Origin of the sequence: Brochothrix campestris (assembly GCF_046058945.1) — a bacterium.
GTDB classification, from domain to species: domain Bacteria; phylum Bacillota; class Bacilli; order Lactobacillales; family Listeriaceae; genus Brochothrix; species Brochothrix campestris.
In genome coordinates this window covers 869,082-889,499 of sequence record NZ_CP175511.1, presented here as the reverse complement: position 1 = coordinate 889,499, position 20,418 = coordinate 869,082, and the positions used below count along the sequence as shown (strand labels likewise).

At 40.5% G+C, this 20,418-nt stretch carries 22 protein-coding genes; 11 read left to right on the top strand and 11 right to left on the bottom strand.

The annotated features are described in order from the left end of the window. Window positions 1-84: 84 nt before the first annotated feature. Window positions 85-510, top strand: coding sequence for a DUF2507 domain-containing protein (locus tag ACJYYY_RS04490; protein ID WP_035313968.1), 426 nt, complete (start codon window positions 85-87; stop codon window positions 508-510). A 4-nt stretch (window positions 511-514) separates the two neighbouring features. Here ACJYYY_RS04490 and ACJYYY_RS04485 read toward each other — a convergent pair whose 3' ends face one another. Next, a complete protein-coding gene (locus tag ACJYYY_RS04485; RefSeq protein ID WP_408869160.1) occupies window positions 515-1,285 on the bottom strand; it encodes a Cof-type HAD-IIB family hydrolase in 771 nt (256 codons plus the stop codon). A 448-nt stretch (window positions 1,286-1,733) separates the two neighbouring features. Between ACJYYY_RS04485 and ACJYYY_RS04480 the strand changes: the two genes are divergently transcribed. The 4 genes from ACJYYY_RS04480 (at window position 1,734) to ACJYYY_RS04465 (ending at window position 6,429) form a co-directional block, all read left to right on the top strand. Then, complete coding sequence (locus tag ACJYYY_RS04480; protein WP_408869159.1) at window positions 1,734-1,943, top strand: DNA-dependent RNA polymerase subunit epsilon; 210 nt, start codon at window positions 1,734-1,736, stop codon at window positions 1,941-1,943. 6 nt (window positions 1,944-1,949) lie between these two features. Then, window positions 1,950-3,626, top strand: a complete 1,677-nt coding sequence (rnjA, locus tag ACJYYY_RS04475; RefSeq protein WP_035313962.1) for a ribonuclease J1 — start codon at window positions 1,950-1,952, stop codon at window positions 3,624-3,626. Window positions 3,627-3,785: 159 nt separating this feature from the next. Then, window positions 3,786-4,988 carry an MFS transporter gene (locus ACJYYY_RS04470; RefSeq protein WP_408869158.1) on the top strand — a complete coding sequence of 401 codons (1,203 nt, stop codon included), beginning with the start codon at window positions 3,786-3,788 and terminating at the stop codon, window positions 4,986-4,988. A gap of 247 nt (window positions 4,989-5,235) precedes the next feature. After that, a complete protein-coding gene (locus ACJYYY_RS04465; protein WP_408869157.1) occupies window positions 5,236-6,429 on the top strand; it encodes an MFS transporter in 1,194 nt (397 codons plus the stop codon). 76 nt (window positions 6,430-6,505) lie between these two features. Here ACJYYY_RS04465 and solA read toward each other — a convergent pair whose 3' ends face one another. Then, complete coding sequence (gene solA, locus ACJYYY_RS04460; protein ID WP_035313959.1) at window positions 6,506-7,642, bottom strand: N-methyl-L-tryptophan oxidase; 1,137 nt, start codon at window positions 7,640-7,642, stop codon at window positions 6,506-6,508. A gap of 179 nt (window positions 7,643-7,821) precedes the next feature. Here solA and ACJYYY_RS04455 point away from each other — a divergent pair, with 179 nt between their 5' ends. Genes ACJYYY_RS04455 through ACJYYY_RS04435 form a run of 5 tightly spaced genes read left to right on the top strand, consistent with a single transcriptional unit; the run spans window position 7,822 to window position 11,441 of the window. After that, window positions 7,822-8,349, top strand: a complete 528-nt coding sequence (locus tag ACJYYY_RS04455) for a hypothetical protein (protein ID WP_408869156.1) — start codon at window positions 7,822-7,824, stop codon at window positions 8,347-8,349. A gap of 4 nt (window positions 8,350-8,353) precedes the next feature. Continuing rightward, window positions 8,354-9,160 carry an SDR family oxidoreductase gene (locus ACJYYY_RS04450; protein ID WP_035313957.1) on the top strand — a complete coding sequence of 269 codons (807 nt, stop codon included), beginning with the start codon at window positions 8,354-8,356 and terminating at the stop codon, window positions 9,158-9,160. Window positions 9,161-9,172: 12 nt separating this feature from the next. Continuing rightward, window positions 9,173-9,979, top strand: a complete 807-nt coding sequence (locus ACJYYY_RS04445; RefSeq protein WP_408869155.1) for a transporter substrate-binding domain-containing protein — start codon at window positions 9,173-9,175, stop codon at window positions 9,977-9,979. An 18-nt stretch (window positions 9,980-9,997) separates the two neighbouring features. Then, complete coding sequence (locus tag ACJYYY_RS04440; protein WP_408869154.1) at window positions 9,998-10,717, top strand: amino acid ABC transporter permease; 720 nt, start codon at window positions 9,998-10,000, stop codon at window positions 10,715-10,717. After that, window positions 10,710-11,441 (top strand): amino acid ABC transporter ATP-binding protein, encoded by a 732-nt coding sequence (locus ACJYYY_RS04435; RefSeq protein WP_035313954.1) that lies wholly within the window; start codon window positions 10,710-10,712, stop codon window positions 11,439-11,441. Before ACJYYY_RS04440 ends, ACJYYY_RS04435 begins: the two co-directional genes overlap by 8 nt. 114 nt (window positions 11,442-11,555) lie before the next feature. Here ACJYYY_RS04435 and ACJYYY_RS04430 read toward each other — a convergent pair whose 3' ends face one another. The 5 genes from ACJYYY_RS04430 to ACJYYY_RS04410 all read right to left on the bottom strand — a co-directional run bounded on the left by ACJYYY_RS04430 (window position 11,556) and on the right by ACJYYY_RS04410 (window position 15,760). Next, window positions 11,556-12,233, bottom strand: a complete 678-nt coding sequence (locus ACJYYY_RS04430) for a TrkA family potassium uptake protein (RefSeq protein WP_035313953.1) — start codon at window positions 12,231-12,233, stop codon at window positions 11,556-11,558. Window positions 12,234-12,248: 15 nt separating this feature from the next. Beyond that, the gene (locus tag ACJYYY_RS04425) at window positions 12,249-12,881 is read right to left on the bottom strand and encodes a response regulator transcription factor (RefSeq protein WP_035313952.1); all 633 of its coding nucleotides are present in this window, start codon (window positions 12,879-12,881) and stop codon (window positions 12,249-12,251) included. Further along, the gene (locus ACJYYY_RS04420) at window positions 12,874-13,935 is read right to left on the bottom strand and encodes a sensor histidine kinase (protein WP_051456877.1); all 1,062 of its coding nucleotides are present in this window, start codon (window positions 13,933-13,935) and stop codon (window positions 12,874-12,876) included. Before ACJYYY_RS04420 ends, ACJYYY_RS04425 begins: the two co-directional genes overlap by 8 nt. Further along, entirely contained in the window at window positions 13,932-14,651 is a 720-nt protein-coding gene (liaF, locus tag ACJYYY_RS04415; protein ID WP_035313951.1) for a cell wall-active antibiotics response protein LiaF, read from the bottom strand. Before liaF ends, ACJYYY_RS04420 begins: the two co-directional genes overlap by 4 nt. Before the next feature lie 164 nt (window positions 14,652-14,815). Further along, the gene (locus ACJYYY_RS04410) at window positions 14,816-15,760 is read right to left on the bottom strand and encodes a S1 RNA-binding domain-containing protein (RefSeq protein ID WP_232217910.1); all 945 of its coding nucleotides are present in this window, start codon (window positions 15,758-15,760) and stop codon (window positions 14,816-14,818) included. A gap of 150 nt (window positions 15,761-15,910) precedes the next feature. Between ACJYYY_RS04410 and ACJYYY_RS04405 the strand changes: the two genes are divergently transcribed. After that, on the top strand, window positions 15,911-16,222 hold the full coding sequence (locus tag ACJYYY_RS04405; RefSeq protein WP_051456876.1) for a hypothetical protein: 312 nt from the start codon (window positions 15,911-15,913) through the stop codon (window positions 16,220-16,222). A 54-nt stretch (window positions 16,223-16,276) separates the two neighbouring features. Here ACJYYY_RS04405 and trmB read toward each other — a convergent pair whose 3' ends face one another. From trmB to pepV, 4 genes are all read right to left on the bottom strand, one after another. Then, window positions 16,277-16,915, bottom strand: coding sequence for a tRNA (guanosine(46)-N7)-methyltransferase TrmB (trmB, locus tag ACJYYY_RS04400; RefSeq protein WP_035313950.1), 639 nt, complete (start codon window positions 16,913-16,915; stop codon window positions 16,277-16,279). Window positions 16,916-16,918: 3 nt separating this feature from the next. Continuing rightward, window positions 16,919-17,713 carry a phosphotransferase family protein gene (locus ACJYYY_RS04395; RefSeq protein WP_035313941.1) on the bottom strand — a complete coding sequence of 265 codons (795 nt, stop codon included), beginning with the start codon at window positions 17,711-17,713 and terminating at the stop codon, window positions 16,919-16,921. Window positions 17,714-18,082: 369 nt separating this feature from the next. Next, window positions 18,083-18,931: a D-amino-acid transaminase gene (gene dat / locus ACJYYY_RS04390; protein WP_035313939.1), complete on the bottom strand. Its 849-nt coding sequence runs from the start codon at window positions 18,929-18,931 to the stop codon at window positions 18,083-18,085. 36 nt (window positions 18,932-18,967) lie between these two features. Further along, the gene (gene pepV, locus ACJYYY_RS04385; RefSeq protein WP_035313937.1) at window positions 18,968-20,377 is read right to left on the bottom strand and encodes a dipeptidase PepV; all 1,410 of its coding nucleotides are present in this window, start codon (window positions 20,375-20,377) and stop codon (window positions 18,968-18,970) included. Window positions 20,378-20,418 lie beyond the last annotated feature (41 nt).

Sequence of the window (20,418 nt, the reverse complement as noted above, 5' to 3'; positions counted from 1 at the left end):
ACCTTTTTCAACTGCCGATACTATTTCTATTTTCTATTTAGACAGCAATAGTTTATAATGGATAACGAATGAAAGGAGCGTATTATGACTGATACAATGACATCCCCATCACCACAGCTCGGATACGAGCTCATGCGACACTTTGTTTTACCTGATATTCTCGGGGAGGAATCGCACAGTTTGCTCTATTTACTAGGCAAAAATTTAGGTAGAAAATTCACATTCAGTAGCATCCCTGAACTACAAGCTTTTTTTATTGAAGCTGGTTGGGGCGGACTTAACGTCAAGTCAGAAAGTAAAGATGCAATTGTTTTCCGCCTAGAAGGCGAACCGGTTAAAAAAGCATTTGCTTTAAATGCCGAACATTCGTTTAATTTGGAAGCTGGCTTTTTAGCGTCTAATTTCACTAGCATCACCGGTTGCTATACCGAAGCTGCTGAAGAGATTAGCAAGCAACGCGTCTCAATCACAGTCAAATGGGACCGTAAAGAGTCAAGCACCATTGTTTAAGCTGTTAAATCAGTTTAAAATGGCGTAGCCCCTTCATAATCCCATCTTCATCTACGTGGTCGGTTACATAATCGGCCACTTTTTTTAATGGTTCTTTACCATTCCCCATCGCAATCCCATGTCCAACTAACTGGAGCATTTCATAATCATTCATCCCATCACCGAATGCATACGTATTTTCAAGCGGAATCGCTAATTTTTCTAACAACGCCTGAATCCCATCAGCTTTTGAGCCATTAGCTGGGATGACATCCATCGATTGCTCATGCCAGCGGACAAATTTATAGTTGGCAAATGCCTCATTGTAACTTGTATCGTAACGTTGATCAGCAAACACAAGCATTTGATAAATATCATTTGATTCTGTGAAATTAGGGATAACCTTCGGATAGGTGATATTAACAGACCCAAGAGCGTCTAGTACATCTAGATTATTAACCTCATCAAATGCCAGTGTCTCAGAACCCGCGTAAACAAGCGCATGATTATTCGCATCCGTTAACGCTTGCAGCTGTTTCAATTCTCCCAACGGCATTGGGTTACGGTAAATAACCTCACCCTCATGCATAACGTATTGACCATTATAACAAATCACTGTATCGACTTCGAGCTCTTCGCTAATTGCGGTCACATTAAAAGGTGATCGTCCAGTAGCGATTGCAACTTTTATGCCTTGTTGTTGCAGTGCCGCAATGCTATTTTTCGTTGATTGCGGGATCTTATTTTGAGAATCAAACAGCGTGCCATCTACATCAAAGAAAACGATTTTTGTCATTATTATTCCAAACTCCTTCTTGCTGCTATTTTTAAACTTAATACATGCAATTATACCACGAACAGTAACGTTTCTCTTCTATCAATCACTCATCCTTGAGGATTTATTAGCAAATTTAGCTAAATTCGTTGAAAGTGAATTATTTATTAGTGTGCCAACGTATTTTATGGTAAACTGATTATAGAAGATTTGTTCGGATATATTGTAAACACTTATTACATATGCGTTGACCTTGTTGTGATATCACAGCTGTGTAAAATGGTTTTTATGCAAAAAGCCTTTTACTCGCAGTTGTTCATGTTGCAAAACATATAATCGAGCATCCCACTAGGTGATGTTTAATTCATTATACGCCTAAACTAATAAGTCTATCCTGCAAGTTTTAACATTAGAGTTTAGAGGTTTACCTCATAAAATATATTTCATAGAGAAAAAGGAGAAATTTTACATGATATACAAAGTATTTTACCAAGAAAACATGATTGAAACACCGTTACGCGAAAACACAAAAAGCTTAATGATTGAGGCTTCTTCAGTTGAAGATGTTCGCAAAAAATTAACTAACCGTGGTTTTAACATCGAATTCATTGAACTTATGCGAGATGCCCAAATCGCATACGAAAAAAATGATCCTGACTTTAAGTTAGAGGAAATTTAACTTCGTATGAAACTTGTAAAAAATAACGAGACTGCAGTCTTTGCCCTAGGTGGCTTAGGAGAAATCGGTAAAAACATGTACTGTGTGCAATTCCAAGATGAAATCATCGTAATTGACGCAGGCGTGAAGTTTCCAGAGGATGATTTGTTGGGCATTGATTACGTTATCCCTGATTACACTTACTTGATTGAAAATGCGGATAAAATTAAAGGCGTGTTTATTACCCATGGTCACGAAGATCATATCGGTGGTATTCCGTTCTTACTTAAACAAGTTAACTTACCAATTTATGCAACAAAATTAGCACTCGGCTTAATTCGTAACAAATTAGAAGAACATGGTTTGTTACGTACTGCTGAATTGATTGAATTCAACGAAGACGATGTCTTTAAATTCCGTAAAACAAGCGTTTCGTTTTACCGAACAACGCACAGTATCCCTGATGCGTTTGGGATTGTTGTAAAAACACCTTCAGGTAATATTGTTGAAACGGGCGATTTCAAGTTTGACTTCACCCCCGTTGGTCAACCAGCTAACATTACGAAGATGGCTGAACTTGGTAAAGAAGGCGTCTTATGCCTTCTTGCAGATAGTACAAATGCAACTGTTCCTAAATTCACGATGTCAGAAAAAATCGTGGGGAATAGCATCAAAGATATTTTCGAAACAGTTGATGGGCGGATTATCTTTGCAACCTTCGCTTCCAACATGCACCGTGTGCAACAAGTTGTTGAAGCTGCCGTTGAAAAAGGACGTAAAATCGCTGTCTTTGGCCGTAGTATGGAGTCTGCTTTAGAAATCGGTCAAGAATTAGGTTACATTGCCGCACCGAAAAACACCTTTATCGATGCACACCAAATTAAGCGTCTACCAGCTAATCAAGTTTGTATTTTATGTACTGGTTCGCAAGGTGAACCGATGGCTGCGTTATCACGTATCGCCAACGGAACGCATCGTCAAATTCAAATACAACCAGGCGATACGGTTGTTTTCTCTTCATCACCGATTCCAGGTAATACGGTGGGCATCAACAAAACAATCAACCGTCTCTATCAAGCCGGTGCTGATGTTATTCATGGTAAATTGAATAACATTCATACCTCTGGTCACGGTGGAATGGAAGAACAAAAACTGATGCTTCGTTTAATGCAGCCTAAGTATTTCATGCCAATTCACGGTGAATACCGCATGCTTAAGAGCCATCAACAAACAGCCATCAACTGTGATGTCCCTGCCGATAACACCTTTATTTGTGGCAATGGTGATGTGCTTGCCTTAACACAAGACTCTGCACGTATTGCCGGTCGTGTCCCTTCAGGTACAATTTATGTTGATGGAAAAGGTGTTGGTGATATCGGTAGCATTGTGCTTCGTGATCGTCGTATCTTATCCGAAGATGGGATTGTGTTAGTCGTAACAACCGTTGACTTTAAAAACCAACGCGTAATGTCTGGTCCTGACATTATCTCTCGTGGCTTTGTCTATATGCGTGAATCTGGCTCATTAATTAATGATGCGCAATCCTTGATTACACGTCGCTTACAAAAAGCGATGAATGGCAGCAAGGAAATCACTCGTCATGATATTAAATCACTCGTGATTGATACGTTAAACCCTTACTTCTATGACAAGACAAAACGTCGTCCGATGTTATTGCCTGTTATTATGGAGTATGATAAATAAACTAAAAAAACCGCTTAGTCGCATTGTCGACTACGCGGTTTTTAACTGTCCGCTGATAGGTATTAGGACACGGCATAAAAAGACTTTTTACATATTTACTCCTGAGTGAATGTGGGATATAGTGACAGGAATAGCATCGATACTTAGGAGGAGACACCCATGGAAACAACATCCGCGAATAAGAAACGTCATCTCGGCTTGATTATCACCTTGATGATGGGGTATACAATGGCTTATATGGATAAATCACTGATTTCGACAGCAATGATTCCGATTGCGAAACAGTACAATCTCTCATCATCCCAAACAGGCTTGATTATGTCAGCTTTTTTCCTCAGCTATGCCTTAACTCAAATACCGAGTGGTTGGTTAGCTGATAAGTTTGGCTCAAAGATTGTGTTGCTAACGTCGCTCAGTTTCATTACCGTGTTTGCCTTCATTTTTGGGATTGTTAGTCATTTATTTATCTTTATGCTCATTCGTTTTTCAGCTGGTGTTGGTCAAGGTGGCTACCCATCAGCTACCTCACGTGCAATTACCGAAAATTTTGATCAAAAACAGCGTACCTTCGTGCAATCACTCATGCTTTCGACATCAGGAATCGGTGGGATACTGGCCTTTACCTTAGGTGCTAATTTAATTGCCGTCAATTGGCGCTATGCCTATCTTTTATTAGGCTCACTTTGCCTAATTGCTACGATTTTGGCCGCTCTCTTTTTGCCTAGAAAAGAACCCGCCAACGCAGCAACAAAACAAAAAACACCGATTAAATACGTCAGCTTATTGACCAATCGTAATGTCTTATTACTGTTTTCCATCCTCATTCTCGTCAACTATTTATTGTACGGCATTATGTCTTGGCTACCGACCTATATGAGTCAACAATTTGATCTGACAATCAGCACATTAGGCATCCTACTAGCTATTAACGCAGCCTTTCAAACAGTCGGTTCATTCAGTGCAGGCTTACTCCTCTCAAAATTTTTTTTAGGAAGAGAACGACTCTTTATCGTTACACTTTGTCTTGCCTCTGCCCTCTTTTTAGTCGGTTTCATACTCGCAACATCACTCGTCGTATCGATGATTCTCTTGCTGTTGTTAACAACCTGTTCAGTCGCAGCCTTCACATCGATTTTCAGCTGGCCTCATAAACTCTTTGATGAATCGATCATCGGTTCTGTTATTGGCTTAATTAATACCGGTTCGGCCGTCGGAGGTGTCTTAGCACCAATGACCTTAGGTTTCTTAATTGAAGTTGCCTCTGGTTCCTTTTTCTTAGCCTTTATTTCGATGGCAGTGGCAATATTAGCGTCAGCAATAATTATTTTATTTATTAGACCTAAAGCAACATCAGCTCATTAAACAGCGTACAACTTGGAAAGAAAATGAAGTCTCTTAGACTCTATCTGCAGTCACGTCATCTTGTACCCGAAGTCACTTGAACTAACGTTCAAAGTAAAATCAGTTTAATTCGACTTTGTCTACAGTCTGGGACATCTCTCACCGAGAGATGTCTTTTTTTACACAAACAGCTATTTACATTCGTCATCAAATAAGGTATATTAGCACCATAAATATAACCGATACTTTTAAGGGAGGCGATTTTTTGTTGACAAAAGAACAGCGTGAGAATGGCACAATTGGTTTAATTGTAACATTAATGATTGGTTATACGATCGCTTACATGGATAAAGCGATGATTTCTACTGCTATCATTCCTATTTCTGCTGAATATCAACTCAGTTCAACTGAAGCAGGTTTCATCATGTCTGCCTTCTTCTTAAGTTACTCGTTAACACAAATCCCAAGTGGCTGGTTAGCTGATAAATTTGGCGCTAAGGCAGTGTTGTTGACCGCGCTGAGCTTAACAACAGTTTTTGCCTTATTGTTTGGACTCGTGAGTAACTTACTTATGTTTATGCTCTTTCGTTTTTTTGCAGGCGTTGGACATGGCGGTTATCCGCCAGGCTGTTCGCGTGCGATTGGTGAGTATATTCCAAAAAAGCAACGAACTTTTATTCAATCGCTCATGATTGCTACCGCTGGTTTAGGTGGGATTCTCGCCTTCACTTTAGGTGCTAACTTAATCGCACTCAATTGGCGTTATGCTTACCTTCTGTTAGGCACATTCTTTTTTATGGCCACAGTATGTGTCGCACTTTTTTTACCGGGAAAAGCGAAAAATGCTACCACCCAAAAAACTGAAAATAATAAACCTAACATAAAATACCGGACAATATTACTCAATAAAAATGTCATCCGTCTTTTTTTAGCGATGATTCTCATTAATTTTTTACTGTATGGGATTGTCTCCTGGCTCCCATCGTATTTGAAAACAACCTTCTCACTCAGTATTGGCACCATTGGTTTGTTACTTGCTTGTAACGCTGTTTTTCAAACATTGGGCTCCTTTTTAGCCGGTATCTTAATGTCGCGTTATTTCGCAAACAAGGAGCGCCGACTGATTGTTTGCCTCTGTCTTGCAACAGCCTTATTTTTAATCGGCTTCATGTACTCTTCGGTCTTAGCACTTTCAATGATACTGCTCCTCTTACTCTCCCTCTGTTCGACAACTGCTTTTACAGCCATGTTCAGTTGGCCCCATAAATTATTTGATTCCTCCATTATCGGTTCTTCCATTGGTTTAATTAATACTGGATCGGCAATCGGTGGTTTCATCGCTCCGATGACCCTCGGATTTCTAATCCAACTCGCGTCAGGTTCGTATGTCCTGTCCTTTTGTTCAATGGCTTTGGCCGTTGTTATTTGTGGGGGCATTGTCTTGTTTATCAAAAAAAAATGAGTTTCGCTTACTCAAACGCTTTTCTTCAATTTGCTAAAAGCCTCCTCAAAAAAGAGGGGGCTTTTACTGTCTAATATTATTGAAAGCGGTCCAATGAAAATGGCGAAATATCGAGTGTTGTTTCCCCTCTTGTTACAAGGTCACTGACAATTTCTCCCACTGCGCTAGCAAACTTAAAACCGTGACCCGAAAAACCAGCCGCAATTGCTATATTTCGATAAGTAGGATGTAAATCAATCACAAAATCTTCATCTGGTGTCATCGTGTACATGCAGGTTTTCCCTTCTTTTAAAGCGCCTACCTGTGGCATAAAACGTCTTAAAAATTCGGTTAACTCTTCTTCGTCACCTTTAACTGTTCCAAAGGCTTGTTTTGGTTCATCGGGATTAATCGGTAAACCACCATCATGACGACCAAGTTTGAGTCCCGCACCAGCCACACTCGGAAAACCATAGTAAGCTGAGTCTCCCAAATCAAACGCAAAGCCTGGAAATGACTGTTCGTCATATAAATCATTAGTTGCCTCATACCATGCAAACGTCTTGCGAATCGGGGTCACAGGTAACTTTAAATCGAGTTGTTGTAACAACTCACCTGCCCAAGCACCGACTGAAACAATCACTGCATCGGCCGTAAACACGGCACCATCAGCTGTTTCAATCGTAACTGGTTCATTGCCTTGTTGCGGATTAATACGGATGACACGACTGTTTAGACGCAGTTCAGCGCCTGCCTTGAGCGCCGCTTCACGATAGGCTGCAATGCACTCCTCTACTAATAAAATCCCCGACGTCGGTTCAAAACAGCCTAACAAATCCGCTGGTAATGTCAGCCCGGGCCATTTTTCATTAACTTCTGCAGCCGTTAAAACAGCTAATGGGAGCTCAAACGTCTTCGCACTTTCGCAGACATTTCTAACAAATACACCATCGCTCCGACCTACATTGAGAACACCCGTCTGCTTGAATATTTCTCGTGGTGTTTCGGCTTGTAAGGTCTGCCATAGCTCGCTGGCACGGATAGCAAATGGAACATATTCGACCCCTTCACCATAGGCATAACGAATAAGACGTGTTCCACCATGGTGACTGCCCTGTTCATGTGGTGGATTAAAGGCGTCTAACATCAGTACCTCTTTCCCTTGATTGGCTAAAAAATAGCCTGCTGCCATTCCCATTGAACCAGCCCCAATAACAATATGTTGATAATGCATTTAGTTCTCCTCCTAAAAAATATTTTAACTGCACCTAAATCCGACTATGTCAGTGAGGATTGATAACCATTCACCAAAACAGTCCCGATTTTAAATTGACTAATTCCGATAAGTTTACTATACTTTAAATGGTTGAATATTCTCATAATTATAAACGAAAGCAAAGGGGTTGTCTATTCATGGTTTATGTTACACCACTCACTTATGAAACAGCATCACCGAAAGCACAAGCAGCCTTCGAGGATCAGATTAAACAACATGGTCGCATCACTAATATGAAAAAAACACTACTGCATTCTGTCCCAGCCTTCGAGGCCTTAATGACTTGGTATCCTCTCCAACGAGAAGTCGCCGCTCTTATTGGTGAACGGGCGACTAACTTTTACTGTTATGCAATTTCGACAACGAATGAGTGCTTAATTTGTTCGATGTTCTTTAAAAAGATTTTAGATGATTTAGCGATTGATTTCAGCACATTCGCTTTCACAGACGAAGAAAACGACTTAATTGCCTACGGTAAAACCCTTGTTGCTGATGCGGCCAATATACCACCTGCCTTAGTCGCTCGCTTACGGTCACGCTATAGCACTGAAACATTCGTCTTATTAACGGCCTTCGGTTCAATGATGATTGCGACCAATTTAATCAACACTGCTTTACAGGTTGAGCTCGATGAAGTTTTACTACCCTATACGAAAAGAGGCTAATACAATGACAAACACATATGCTAATAAAACCGTCTTTATTACAGGGGCCGCCAAAGGTCAAGGACGTGGTGTCGCCCTCGCGTTTGCGAAGGAAGGTGCCAATATCATCGCCTTCGATCTTGGCGAAAAGATTGACTACCCTGCTTACAACCGCTCGTCGAATGATGATTTAGAACAACTTAAAAGTGACGTCGAATCCTTAGGTGCCCGCATCGCCATTTTCGCCGGTGATGTTCGGCAGGTGGATGACGTCAATTATGCCGTCGCTAAAGGCATAGAAACCTTCGGGAAAATCGATGTTCTCTTTAGTAACGCTGGCATCTGCGCTTACGGTCTCTCATACGAGCTGACTGAATCTGAATGGGATGCGATGATTGACATTAACCTTAAAGGGGGTTGGCTCGTTTCCAAAGCAATTATTCCACAGATGATTGCACAAAATAGCGGTGTCATCATCTATAATTCGTCTGTCGCAGGCTTACGTGGAATGAACCGAATTTCACATTACGCTGCTTCAAAACACGGGCTTGTCGGGCTGGCAAAATCGCAGGCGATTGAACTTGCCCCCCATCATATCCGCGTGTTGACCCTTCATCCGACCGGAGTCAATACACCGATGAACGACGGACTTGCTGAAATGGAAAATGCCACAGCCATTGAAATTGCAGAGCGTTCAGCCGGGAACCTTCAACCCGTTCCATGGGTTGAAATTGAAGATATTGTCCACTCGGTGCTCTTTTTAGCCAGTGATAAAGCACGCTTTATTACAGGATCGCAATACGTCTTAGATGCCGGATTACTCACCCAATAGGAGGACATTATCATGACCTTAAAAAAAAGCGTTATCGGTTTGACACTATTAAGTTTACTCCTTTTAAGCGCCTGTGGCACTAACACGGCTGATTCAACAGCACCAAAGACAGACACGATTAAAGTCGGTACGATGGGAACGTATAACCCTTTTTCATATGAAGATGAAGCCGGTCAACTGACTGGGTACGACCTCGAAGTACTACGACTCGTTGAAAAGAAGGACCCTTCACTTGCATTTGAGTTTGTCGCTGGTCCATGGGACAGCTTATTTGTCGGTTTAGACGCCAATAAATTCCAGCTGCTCGCTAATCAAATCACTTCGAATCCTGACCGTCTTAAGCATTACACCTTATCAGAGACACCCTATTTTAAGAGTGTTTCCCAAATTATCGTTAAAGCCGATAACCAAACATCTATTACAACATTGGCGGATTTAAAAGGGAAGAAAATTGGATTAACAGTCGGCGATTCATTTACACGTATTGTTGAAGACTGGAACAAGGCCAATGGAAATATTCTTAAAATTAACTACTACGAGCAAGACATTACGACTATTCTTGAAGATATTGAAAATGGCCGACTTGATGCCACTGTCAATGATCCGATTATGGCAAAAAATAAGGCTGCTATCCAAAAATTACATATTAAAGCAGTAGGTAACATTATTGCCTCAGACCCGACCTACTTTATCGCAACCAAAGATAAGCCTGGTAAAGCGCTGATGAAAAAAATTGATGCCGCACTTACGAGCTTAAAAGAAGAGGGTAGTTTAGCCAAATTATCAACGAAATGGTTTGATGAAGATTATACAAACTAGCATCAGAAAGGACCTGTTATGCGCGAACTCTTAGACTTTGATTATATGCTTGCTTCCTTACCCACCATTTTAAAAGGTGTGCCCGTTTCACTCGCTATCGCATGTATTGCCTTTGGTTTCGGTTTGATACTGGCACTATTAATTGCCTTAATCCGACTCTATAACGTACCTGTCCTGAAGCAATTAGCCATTTTGTTTGTGTCCTTTATGCGTGGAACGCCCTTACTGGTGCAAATCTTTTTAGCTTATTATGGCCTTCCCTTAGTCATTCGTACACTCAACGAAACCTATGCCTTTACTTGGGATATTTCATTTATTCCTGCGATCTATTTTATCTACGTTGCCTTTACCCTTAATGCTGGTGCTTACTTATCAGAAACCATTCGCTCTGCGATTCTAGCCGTTGACAACGGTCAATTAGCCGCTTGTTATTCAGTCGGTATGACCACCACACAAGCATTACGACGTGTCATTTTACCACAAGCGCTACGCATTGGCATTCCTAATCTCTTCAATCATTTCATTATTCTCTTAAAGGATACTTCACTAGCTTTTGCTGCGTCGGTTCCTGAAATATTAGGCGAAGCGAAGATGATTGCCGGTCGAACATCACAATTTTTCGAAGTTTATATCGTCGCCGCACTTATTTATTGGGCCTTATGTTCCATTCTTGAACTGGTAAGTGTCATACTTGAACAGCGCTTGACTAAACAAACAGGAGGGCTACGTTATGATTAAAATTGAGAGGCTCACTAAAACGTTTGGCGACACGACTGTCTTACACAATATCGATTTAACTATTGCCACTGGTGAAACAGTTACAATTATCGGGCCGAGTGGTTCCGGTAAATCAACCTTGCTCAACTGTTTAAACCTCCTCGTTACCCCTGATGAAGGCTCGGTCACGATTGGAGAGGCCTTTTATCAAGCACCAAAACTTTCAAAAAAAACACGACTGACTATTCGCAGACAGTCGGCGATGGTATTTCAAAACTACAATTTATTTGCCAATCTGACAGTCGAAGCCAATGTAACGGAAGCGTTAGTCACCGTCTATCGCTGGTCAAAAGCCACCGCCACACAGCGCGCTTTAGAATTGCTTAACGACGTTGGTTTACGTGATAAAGCAAAGCTGTATCCTCACCAATTATCAGGTGGGCAAAAACAACGGATTGCCATTGCACGTGCTTTAGCAATCAAGCCGAACGTCATCTTATTCGATGAACCGACGTCGGCACTTGATCCCGAATTGGTAACGGAGGTATTACATGTTATCCAGTCAGTTGTCAAACAAAAAATCACCGCCATCATCGTTACCCATGAATTGGCCTTTGCCCGTGACGTGTCTGACCGAGTCGTGTTGATGGCTGATGGACAAATTGTCGAACACAATACGACAGCCGCTTTTTTTGATCATCCACAACACGAGCGTACGAAACAATTCCTCGCTGCTTTTTCATAACAAAACAACATTTCTAGACAGTCTTAGCCTTTCTTAAACAAAGGGTCTGTTTGGACTTTGTCTCCAATCTAAAACAGGCGTTCAGCTCCTTATCTCGGAGCTAAACGCCTGTCTTTATTCTAGTTTTTCTTTGAGACGCTCAATGTCAGTATCGGCACCAATAACCATTAAGGTATCATTGACCTTAATGAGTTCTGTTGGTGCTGGATTGACCATCATCACGCCAGCACGTCGAATTGCAACCACATTTAAGCCGTACTCAGAACGGACTTTTAACTCGATTAACGAGCGTTCTTTAAAGCGTGTATTTTGCACTGACAATTCAACTAAACTATATTCATGGCTCAGTTCTAAGTAATCAATCACATTACGAGACGCAATATAATGAGCAATTCGTCGACCCATGTCACGTTCAGGGAATACAATACGATCGGCACCAATTTTAGAAAGCACCTTCCCATGACTTTCGTTTTGGGCCTTAACCGTGACATGTTTGACACCCATTTCTTTCAGGAGCAAGGTGATTAAAATACTCGCCTCAACATCTTCACCAATCGCGACCACAACATGATCAAAGTTGCGAATGCCAAGGTTATTCAGAACATTTTCATCCATTGAGTTACCAACAACCGCATGGGTGGCAATGTTTGCATAAACGTTGACCCGTTCTTCATTAATATCAATCGCCAATACTTCTTTACCTAAATCGATTAATGTTTCACAAATACTGCCTCCAAAACGACCGAGACCAATGATGGCATAGTTTTCATCTTCTTCACGGTATTTTACCACTTTTCTTGCCCCTCTCTATTCGACGAGTTGATGTTTAAACGCATAAATGACCGCTTGGGTGCGATCGGATACATCAAGCTTCGATAAAATATTACTTACATGTGTTTTAACCGTCTTTAAGGTAATGAACAGTTCATCGGCAATTTCTTGATTCGAACGCCCTTTTGTAATTAAGAACAATATTTCACGTTCACGCTTCGTTAACTCTTCATGTAACGGCGTTTCTTGCGGGCGTGTGAGACGTTTCATCATCTTGCCTGTTACTTCTGGCTCCAGCACTGAATCGCCCTTATACGTCATCCTAATCGCACTCGCAATCTCACGTGCTGCTGATGTTTTGAGCATGTATGATTTTGCCCCCGCCTCTAAGGCTGGATAGACTTTCTCGTCATCAATAAAGCTGGTGACAATAATAATTTTTGCTTCCGGCCAAGCAGACATAATGGCACGCGTGGCTTCAATGCCATCCATCTCATCCATTACTAAATCCATCAAAATGATATCTGGTCGCAAAGCCAATGCTTTTTCAACACCAATTTGACCATTTTCGGCTTCTCCGACCACTTCAATATCTGCTTGAACAGCCAAATAGGAAGATACACCGAGACGAACCATTTCATGATCATCTACTAATAACACACTAATCATCTGCTTCACCTTCTTCTACGATTGGGATTTTTATTTCAACACTCGTACCTTGTTTTGGAAAGCTAATTATTTTTAAAGAACCACCTATTTCATTGATCCGTTCTTGCACATTTTGCAAGCCATATGAGCCTGGGTTCGCATTAAAAGCAGTCACTTCAAAGCCTTTACCGTCATCCACCACTCTTAAAATGGCAATCTTTTGCACCTGCTTAAAATACACATTGAGATGGTGCGCCTTTGCATGTCTCATCGTATTACTAATCAATTCTTGGACTACGCGAAACAAATGATTCTCTAGCGCCGTTGGAAAAACGATTGGATCTATCTTCCAAGTCATTTTAAGTGGCACCTTCGATTGCAATTCACGTAGTAAACCTTCAATCCCCTGTTGCAAGGATTTCCCTTCAAGTAACACAGGTCTCAGATGCAATAATAACGCTCGCATTTCTGATTGTGATTCGTTGATTGTTTTTTCAATGAGATGAAGTTGGTTGACGATAACTGGTGGCAAGGCTGTTTCATCGACCGTTTCATTTACAGCCGAGAGCATCATCGTCGCCGCGAATAATTGTTGGCTGACCGAATCATGTAACTCACGTGCGAGCCGTTGTCGCTCATTCATCAAAATATCTTCTTTTGTTTGCGTCGAGATGCTTCCCTTTGTTTGCTCGCTCAGTTGTTGTGACGCAATTACCTGTTGTTGATAGCGTGTTTGCAAATCAATGACTGCACGTTTCATCAACGTGATTTCTTTGAATTCTTTGACACCCGTTGATTGAATCGACTCTGGTAATGTTCGAGTAACGCGCATTTGACGATTGACGGTATCGAGCTGTTTACGTAAGTTTACCGACAAAACACCGCCAAGCACGCCACCAACTATTAGAGCAATCGTTAGAAAAATGACTCCGACAGGTATACCTGCATAGCCACCTGTCCAAAAAAGTTGTTTAAACGTTAACGATGTTTCCATTATAACACCGATTATTACGACCAACGTTAGTATAAAAGTGAGGAGCGGTCCGGTAATCACACCCCATTTAAAAAGACTCATACGTGCATCACCTCGAGTTCACCAATAATGACGGATACAACCAACTTTATTTTATAGGTTGCTTCTTCATAATTATCGGAATAATGTACAAGGTTTTCTTGTCGTAGCACCGTGGCTGTCTCACTTTCTTGATAGTTGAGTTGTCCCGAAAAAGCGGAATAATCGAGGGCGATACCAACGTCAATTGGCACAACAATGCGCATATCTCCAACCAGACCACGAATCATCGCGATGTTTTCTCCTGGTGGCAAGACAGTGTTTCCTAAATCGATTATAACGTTTCCGATACCAAATTGAATGTTAATATTATCCCATTCGAACGGTGTATCGCCATAATGATAGTCACCGATTAGTTTATTTTTGGCCAATCGTTTTGTTTCTCTTGTGCGATTTGGCTCCTGCAACTGCACATTAATTAAATCAGCTGTATGCTTGATATCGAATAAATGTTTAACAAACAAAATTAAGCCGATTAACAAGCCCAATCTGAAACTAACAGTACCTGCAATCGCTAATACGATGCAGACAACCCCCAGCCAGAACAAAACACTGTGCTGATTGGGGCGCTTCTGTTTGTTACGTTTATACATAATAAACATTAACATGAGACCCACAATTAATAAAATTAGCAATTCGCGATGAAACATTAGTTCAACGACCGTCGTAATTAACAAAACAATCAATAAACGCGAATATAAATGCTGTTTACTCTTCATTCAGCTACCTCCTCTATAAAGCAGTGTACAACCTACTTTACATATTAAAAAGCGAAGAAGTATACCGTTCTATCGAAAAGTATACTCATTCTCACTATTATAATTGTTTTGTTCTCAGTTGTAGAGCTACTAACGGTCGATTCAAACTACGACCTTAGTCTTATTTATGCATCGATATCTTCACTAGTGACAGTTTCTTCTGTGTCAACAAGCGCTGGCATCGCTACTATTTTTGTCCAACCTTCTTCTTGTGTAATTTTACGCGCCTTCATTAATTGACCCAATGCGCGCTTGAACTGTGCTTTACTAATCCCGAATTTAGAACGAATATCATCAGGTGATGATTTGTCTGTATATGGCATTTCACCATCCATGCGGATTAAGTAAGCTTCAATCATTCCTGCATCTTCACCAATTGCTTCATGTGCGCGTTTGCGTAATGACATATTTAACGTTCCATCAGGTCGTACTGCAATGACACGACCTTCAACATGTTCACCTAAACGCGGTTCAATATCACGTTCTGTTTCGTGAATGTATGCCAGATGATTATCGTCGGTCAATAAGAAACTACCCGCGCGAATCAAACGATAAATCGTGCCTGAAATGTTAGTGTTCTTCAGTTCTTCGCCCGCTTTTTTTATAATCGTTTTAATGACTTCTTCTGTCGCCAATACACCCCAAAGACGGTTTTTATCATCAACCCGCATCGCTAACAAGAGACGGTCGCCTTTTTTAGGCCAAATTTGTTTCAACGGTGGCATATCATCCATTGAAACGACTAAATCTTTTGGTAAACCAATATTCACAAACACACCTAAATCACGACGGACTGCGACAACTTCACCCCAGCTGTAGCGATCTATTTGTACTTTAGGAATGATAGCCGAAGCAATGACTTCTTGATCGGTATCATTTAAAATGAACACTTCTAATTCTTCGTCTAACTCGACTGTTTGATTTTCTTTTAAGTATTCACGTGGCATTTTATAGATATCTTCAAAACCGTCCGTCACAAAGATATTTTTTTCATCCATATTTTTCACTTTAACTGTTCTCGTAACCCCTAAATATTTCGTTTGACCATAGTTTTCCATTTTATTCGTCATCCTCTCGACTCTTCATCACTTATTATAACTTACTTTTACGCTTATTACAGTATAACTCTTTAAAATACTTATACCCCTCTTTTTTCACCGTCATACTTACATTAGTGTATAATGAAAAGTAACAGACCAGTTGAAAGAGAGGTAAACAGCATGAAACCAATCACTTTTATTTCGGGTGTTTTAACCGGCTTAGCCGTTGGACACCTTGCTTACCATTACATTGTTGAACCGCGACAACAGGCTCACCCTGACAAGGTGTTACAACAGCTCAAGGCTCAGTTTAAAGATAGCTATGACATTAAGAATTCTTGGATTTCTTATGAGACTCAATCCTATCAACATCTTGGCCTAGCTTACGACGTCTTGCGTGGTGGCTTTTCAAACAGCGATTTCACCAAACGTTATGAGTTCATTGCCGATAGTAAATCAGGTTTGCTGATTGACTTATTTCCCATCGCATAACGCACTACATAAAAACAGGTTGCCGTAGTCCAATGACTGCTTCAACCTGTTTTTTTAATGGAATTTAACTTCACAACGGTAGATTGGTTGGCCTTTGGCCGAGAATTTTTGTTCATACTCCGTTTGAACATTGCCTTCCATCTCTGAGGCATGTAAATCAAGACTGACGTACTCGAGACTTAAACCAAAGTTTGTGAAACTTATTAAAGAATATTCAAATAAACCACGGTTATCTGTTTTAAAATGGATTTCTTGTCCTGGGACTAACACATCTTGGTATGATTTCAAAAACGGCTCTGATGTTAGACGGCGTTTTTCGTGACGTTTTTTTGGCCACGGATCCGAGAAATTCAAATAAATCTGACTGATTTCACCTTGTTCAAAAAACTCTGTCAGTAACGCACCATCAGTTGGTAATAGTTTGATGTTTTTTAAGTCTTTCGCAATAATTTTATCAAGAACATCAATCATGACACTTTTTTGGATTTCGATGCCGATGTAGTTGATTTCAGGATGTAATTCAGCCATTCCGGTTACAAATTGACCTTTACCTGTACCAATTTCAATATGGATTGGGTTGTCATTACCGAACAACGCTGCCCATTTGCCTTTCATTTGTTCAGGTGCCATGATGACACATTCTGGATGTGACTCTAATTTCTCTTGAGCCCACGGTTTATGTCGTAAACGCATTTTCTATAACTCCTCATCATTTAGAACTTTATTTAGCTTCAAGAGCCATTTGTTCATTTCATTTAGTCGCCCACTTTGATGCTTTGTTTTAATTGTTAAAATAATATGGCTGAGCATGTACCATTTTAATTTAACTTGTAATAAGGGTGTCATCACGGTGCCATATTCTTCCAACCAAGTATTCCACTTTTCTTTCGGAATATAAAGATAGAGCAACATGCTTAAATCCACACTAACATCAGATAAAACGGCTCCCTCCCAATCGACAAGGAACAACTCATCTTCATCCGATAACAACCAATTATTATGATTGACATCACCATGACAAACAACAGCGGTCATTGCTCGCGACACACGTTCTTGATTGTTACGCAAATAGCTTAGTGCTAGTTGTACATCTGGATGACGACTAATGTCTTGCTCAAGATCAACTTTAACATGAGCTAACCAGTCTTTAGGGTACATCACATGCGTTTCGATTTTTTTGAGCAATAAGTTTAACGCCCGCGAGGTATGAATGCTACGCATCATATTAATCACACGTGCACTCGTCATTTCGTCATGTGTCAACAATTGGCCATTTGCCCACTTCTGCGCTGTAATGACATCGCCATTTTCTAATCTTTGTGTCCATTTTAAACGAGGCACAAATCCTTCAGCTGACAGGACGGCTAAAAACGGGGTTGAATTTCGTTTTAAAAAGAACTTACCTTCATGATTCGTCGCGTAATAGGCTTGGCCTGATTCGCCACCAGCAGGTTGTAATTCATCCCATTGTCGTCCTAAATAATGTGTCATCTGTGTCGTGCCTCCTTCCTAATTAATTTAATTGAGTGGTTTATAACAAATATTTTCCATTCTTCTCATTGGTAATATCTGCTACTTTAAACTCTCATTTTTTAGTGACTGTTCACCCATTATATTTATAATACACTTCTTATTCTAAAGTGTTAGAACGCGTACGTCAAGACAACAAACGTTCGATTATTGAATAGTTTCCGTAGATGCAAGTTTCACTGTTTTTCAAAAAAACTAGTTGTTCTTTCGCAACAAAAAAACCACCAGCTCTTTTAAGGCTGGTGGTTTTAGACTGAAGTTAAACACTTTTATTGGTTGTATTCTTTACTATAACAACGTTTTTTCGGTCATACATCAGGTAGATGTCGTCTATTTGCCACACTCTTTTTCAATTCTTAAATCATAGTAACGCTGAATTTCGGCTGTTACTGGGCCACGTTTACCATCGCCAACTTGTTTGCCATCAATCGCAATAATTGGGGTTGCATCGTGCCCTGTGCTTGCAAGCATTACTTCATCCGCTGCAAACAATTCCTCCAACGAGAAAGCCTCTTCCACAACTGGAATATTAGCCGCAGCAATTGCTTCCATAATTACGATACGAGTAATTCCTGGCAAAATCAAGTTGGTAAGCGGATGTGTTTTAACAACACCATCTTTAACAATCAATAGTGATGATGATGAACATTCCGTCACTGTACCGTCACGATGTAAAATTGCTTCTTCAGCACCTGCACGTTGTGCCTTTGTTTTTGCCATACAGTTGCCAATCAGGTTCAATGTTTTGATATCACAACGTAACCAACGAATATCATCGGCTGTAATAGCAGTAACACCTTCTTCTAACATTTTCATATCACGGGGATAAGCTTTTGTTTGGCCGGTGATAATTCCTTCAGCGTCATCGTTAAACGCATGATTACGTGGATCTTGATTCCCACGTGTCAATTGAAAATACACATGACCGTCAATCACATTATTTGCTTTAATCAAGTCATAAATAAGACCCGTGAGTTTTTCACGCGTATAAGGTATAACAAGTTCCATTTTCTCAGCACTTGAGTAAAAACGGTCCATGTGTTCTTTTTCGGTAAATAATTTACCATTAAGCACGCGAATCACTTCATAAATTCCATCACCAAACTGATAGCCACGATCAGCAATGCTCACAACACCTGCTTCACTTGCAACGATTTTATCTTTAACTAATACGTTCATCCTATTCACTCCCTTATTAAAATGATGATACCTCTTTTATTTTGCTAATTCGTAAATCGCTTCAGCATAGATAACAGAAGCCTTCACTAAATCTTCCCATACTGAGAACTCATTTTTTTGGTGCATTGTATCAACTGATCCTGGGAATGCCGCTCCAAAAGCAACCGCTTCTGTTAAGTAACGTGCGTATGTGCCGCCACCAATTGATAACAATTCTGATTTTTCGCCCGTTTCTTTTTCATATACTTTCGCTAATGTGCTTACTAAGAATGAATCTCCATCGACATGTGATGGTTTTTCATCTTCAAATAAAGTGATGCTACCGTTAAAGGCTGTTGCTTTTGCAGCAATCGCATCTTTAGCTGTAGGCATATCGAATGTGTACGGGTAACGGAAGTTCAAACCGAATTTACCGCCATCTTTGCCAAATGATAATAAGCCGACGTTCATTGTTAAATCACCTGACTCGTCTTCTGCCGCAATACCAAAGTGTTCTGCGCGCGTGTCATCATATAAATATTTCATTGCAAACGATACAAAGTCGTTCGCTGATCCAGCAATATCATAGCCTGACAAGAAATGTAACAACGCTAAACCTGCGTTAACACCGTTACGTGGTTCCATTGCATGAGCTGATTTACCAATGACTGATACTGTGATTGTATCATCTGTTGCTTCAATTGAACCTTCTAATGCAGTATTAGCGTCGATGTATTTATTGAAAGCAACCATCATTGATGCTGTGTCACCAACTTTTGTTAATGTTGCACTAGCGTCTGCGGCAACCATGTTATAACGTTCACCTGCTGTAAATGCTTCTAATTCAAACTCGCCTTTTTCTGCTGGTCGGTTATTTTCGAATGAAACATCGACTGATGAAATCCCTTTTTCAGTATTGATAATCGGAAACTCTGCATCAGGCGCAAAAGCAATTGTTGGCATTTGTTCATTTTTAAGATACGTTTTCAAGCAGCTCATGCCACTTTCTTCATCTGAACCGATAAAGAAACGAATTTTTTTAGAAACCGGTAAGCCAAGTTCTTTGATGATTTTAAGACCATAGTAGGCTGCCATTGTTGGCCCTTTATCATCGCTGACACCACGGGCAAATAATTTACCATCACGCATTTCTGGTTCATATGGTGCAGATTCCCAACCGTTGCCTTCCGGAACAACATCGACGTGACCTAAAATACCGACAATTTCTTCACCTTGTCCGTATTCGATATGTCCTGCGACATCTTCGATTACTTTTGTTGTGAAGCCATCTTTTTCGCCCATTGCCATCATAAAATCAAGAGCTGCTTTTGGACCAGGCCCAAATGGAGCGCCTGCTGTTGCTTTATCATCTTCACGTACACTACGGATACGTAAAAGGTCTTTTAAGTCTTCGAGCATTGCATCTTGACGAGACTCAACCTCTTGTTTCCAGTTTATGTTTGTCATCTCAATCTCCCCATTCTCTCTACATTCATCATCTACATGAT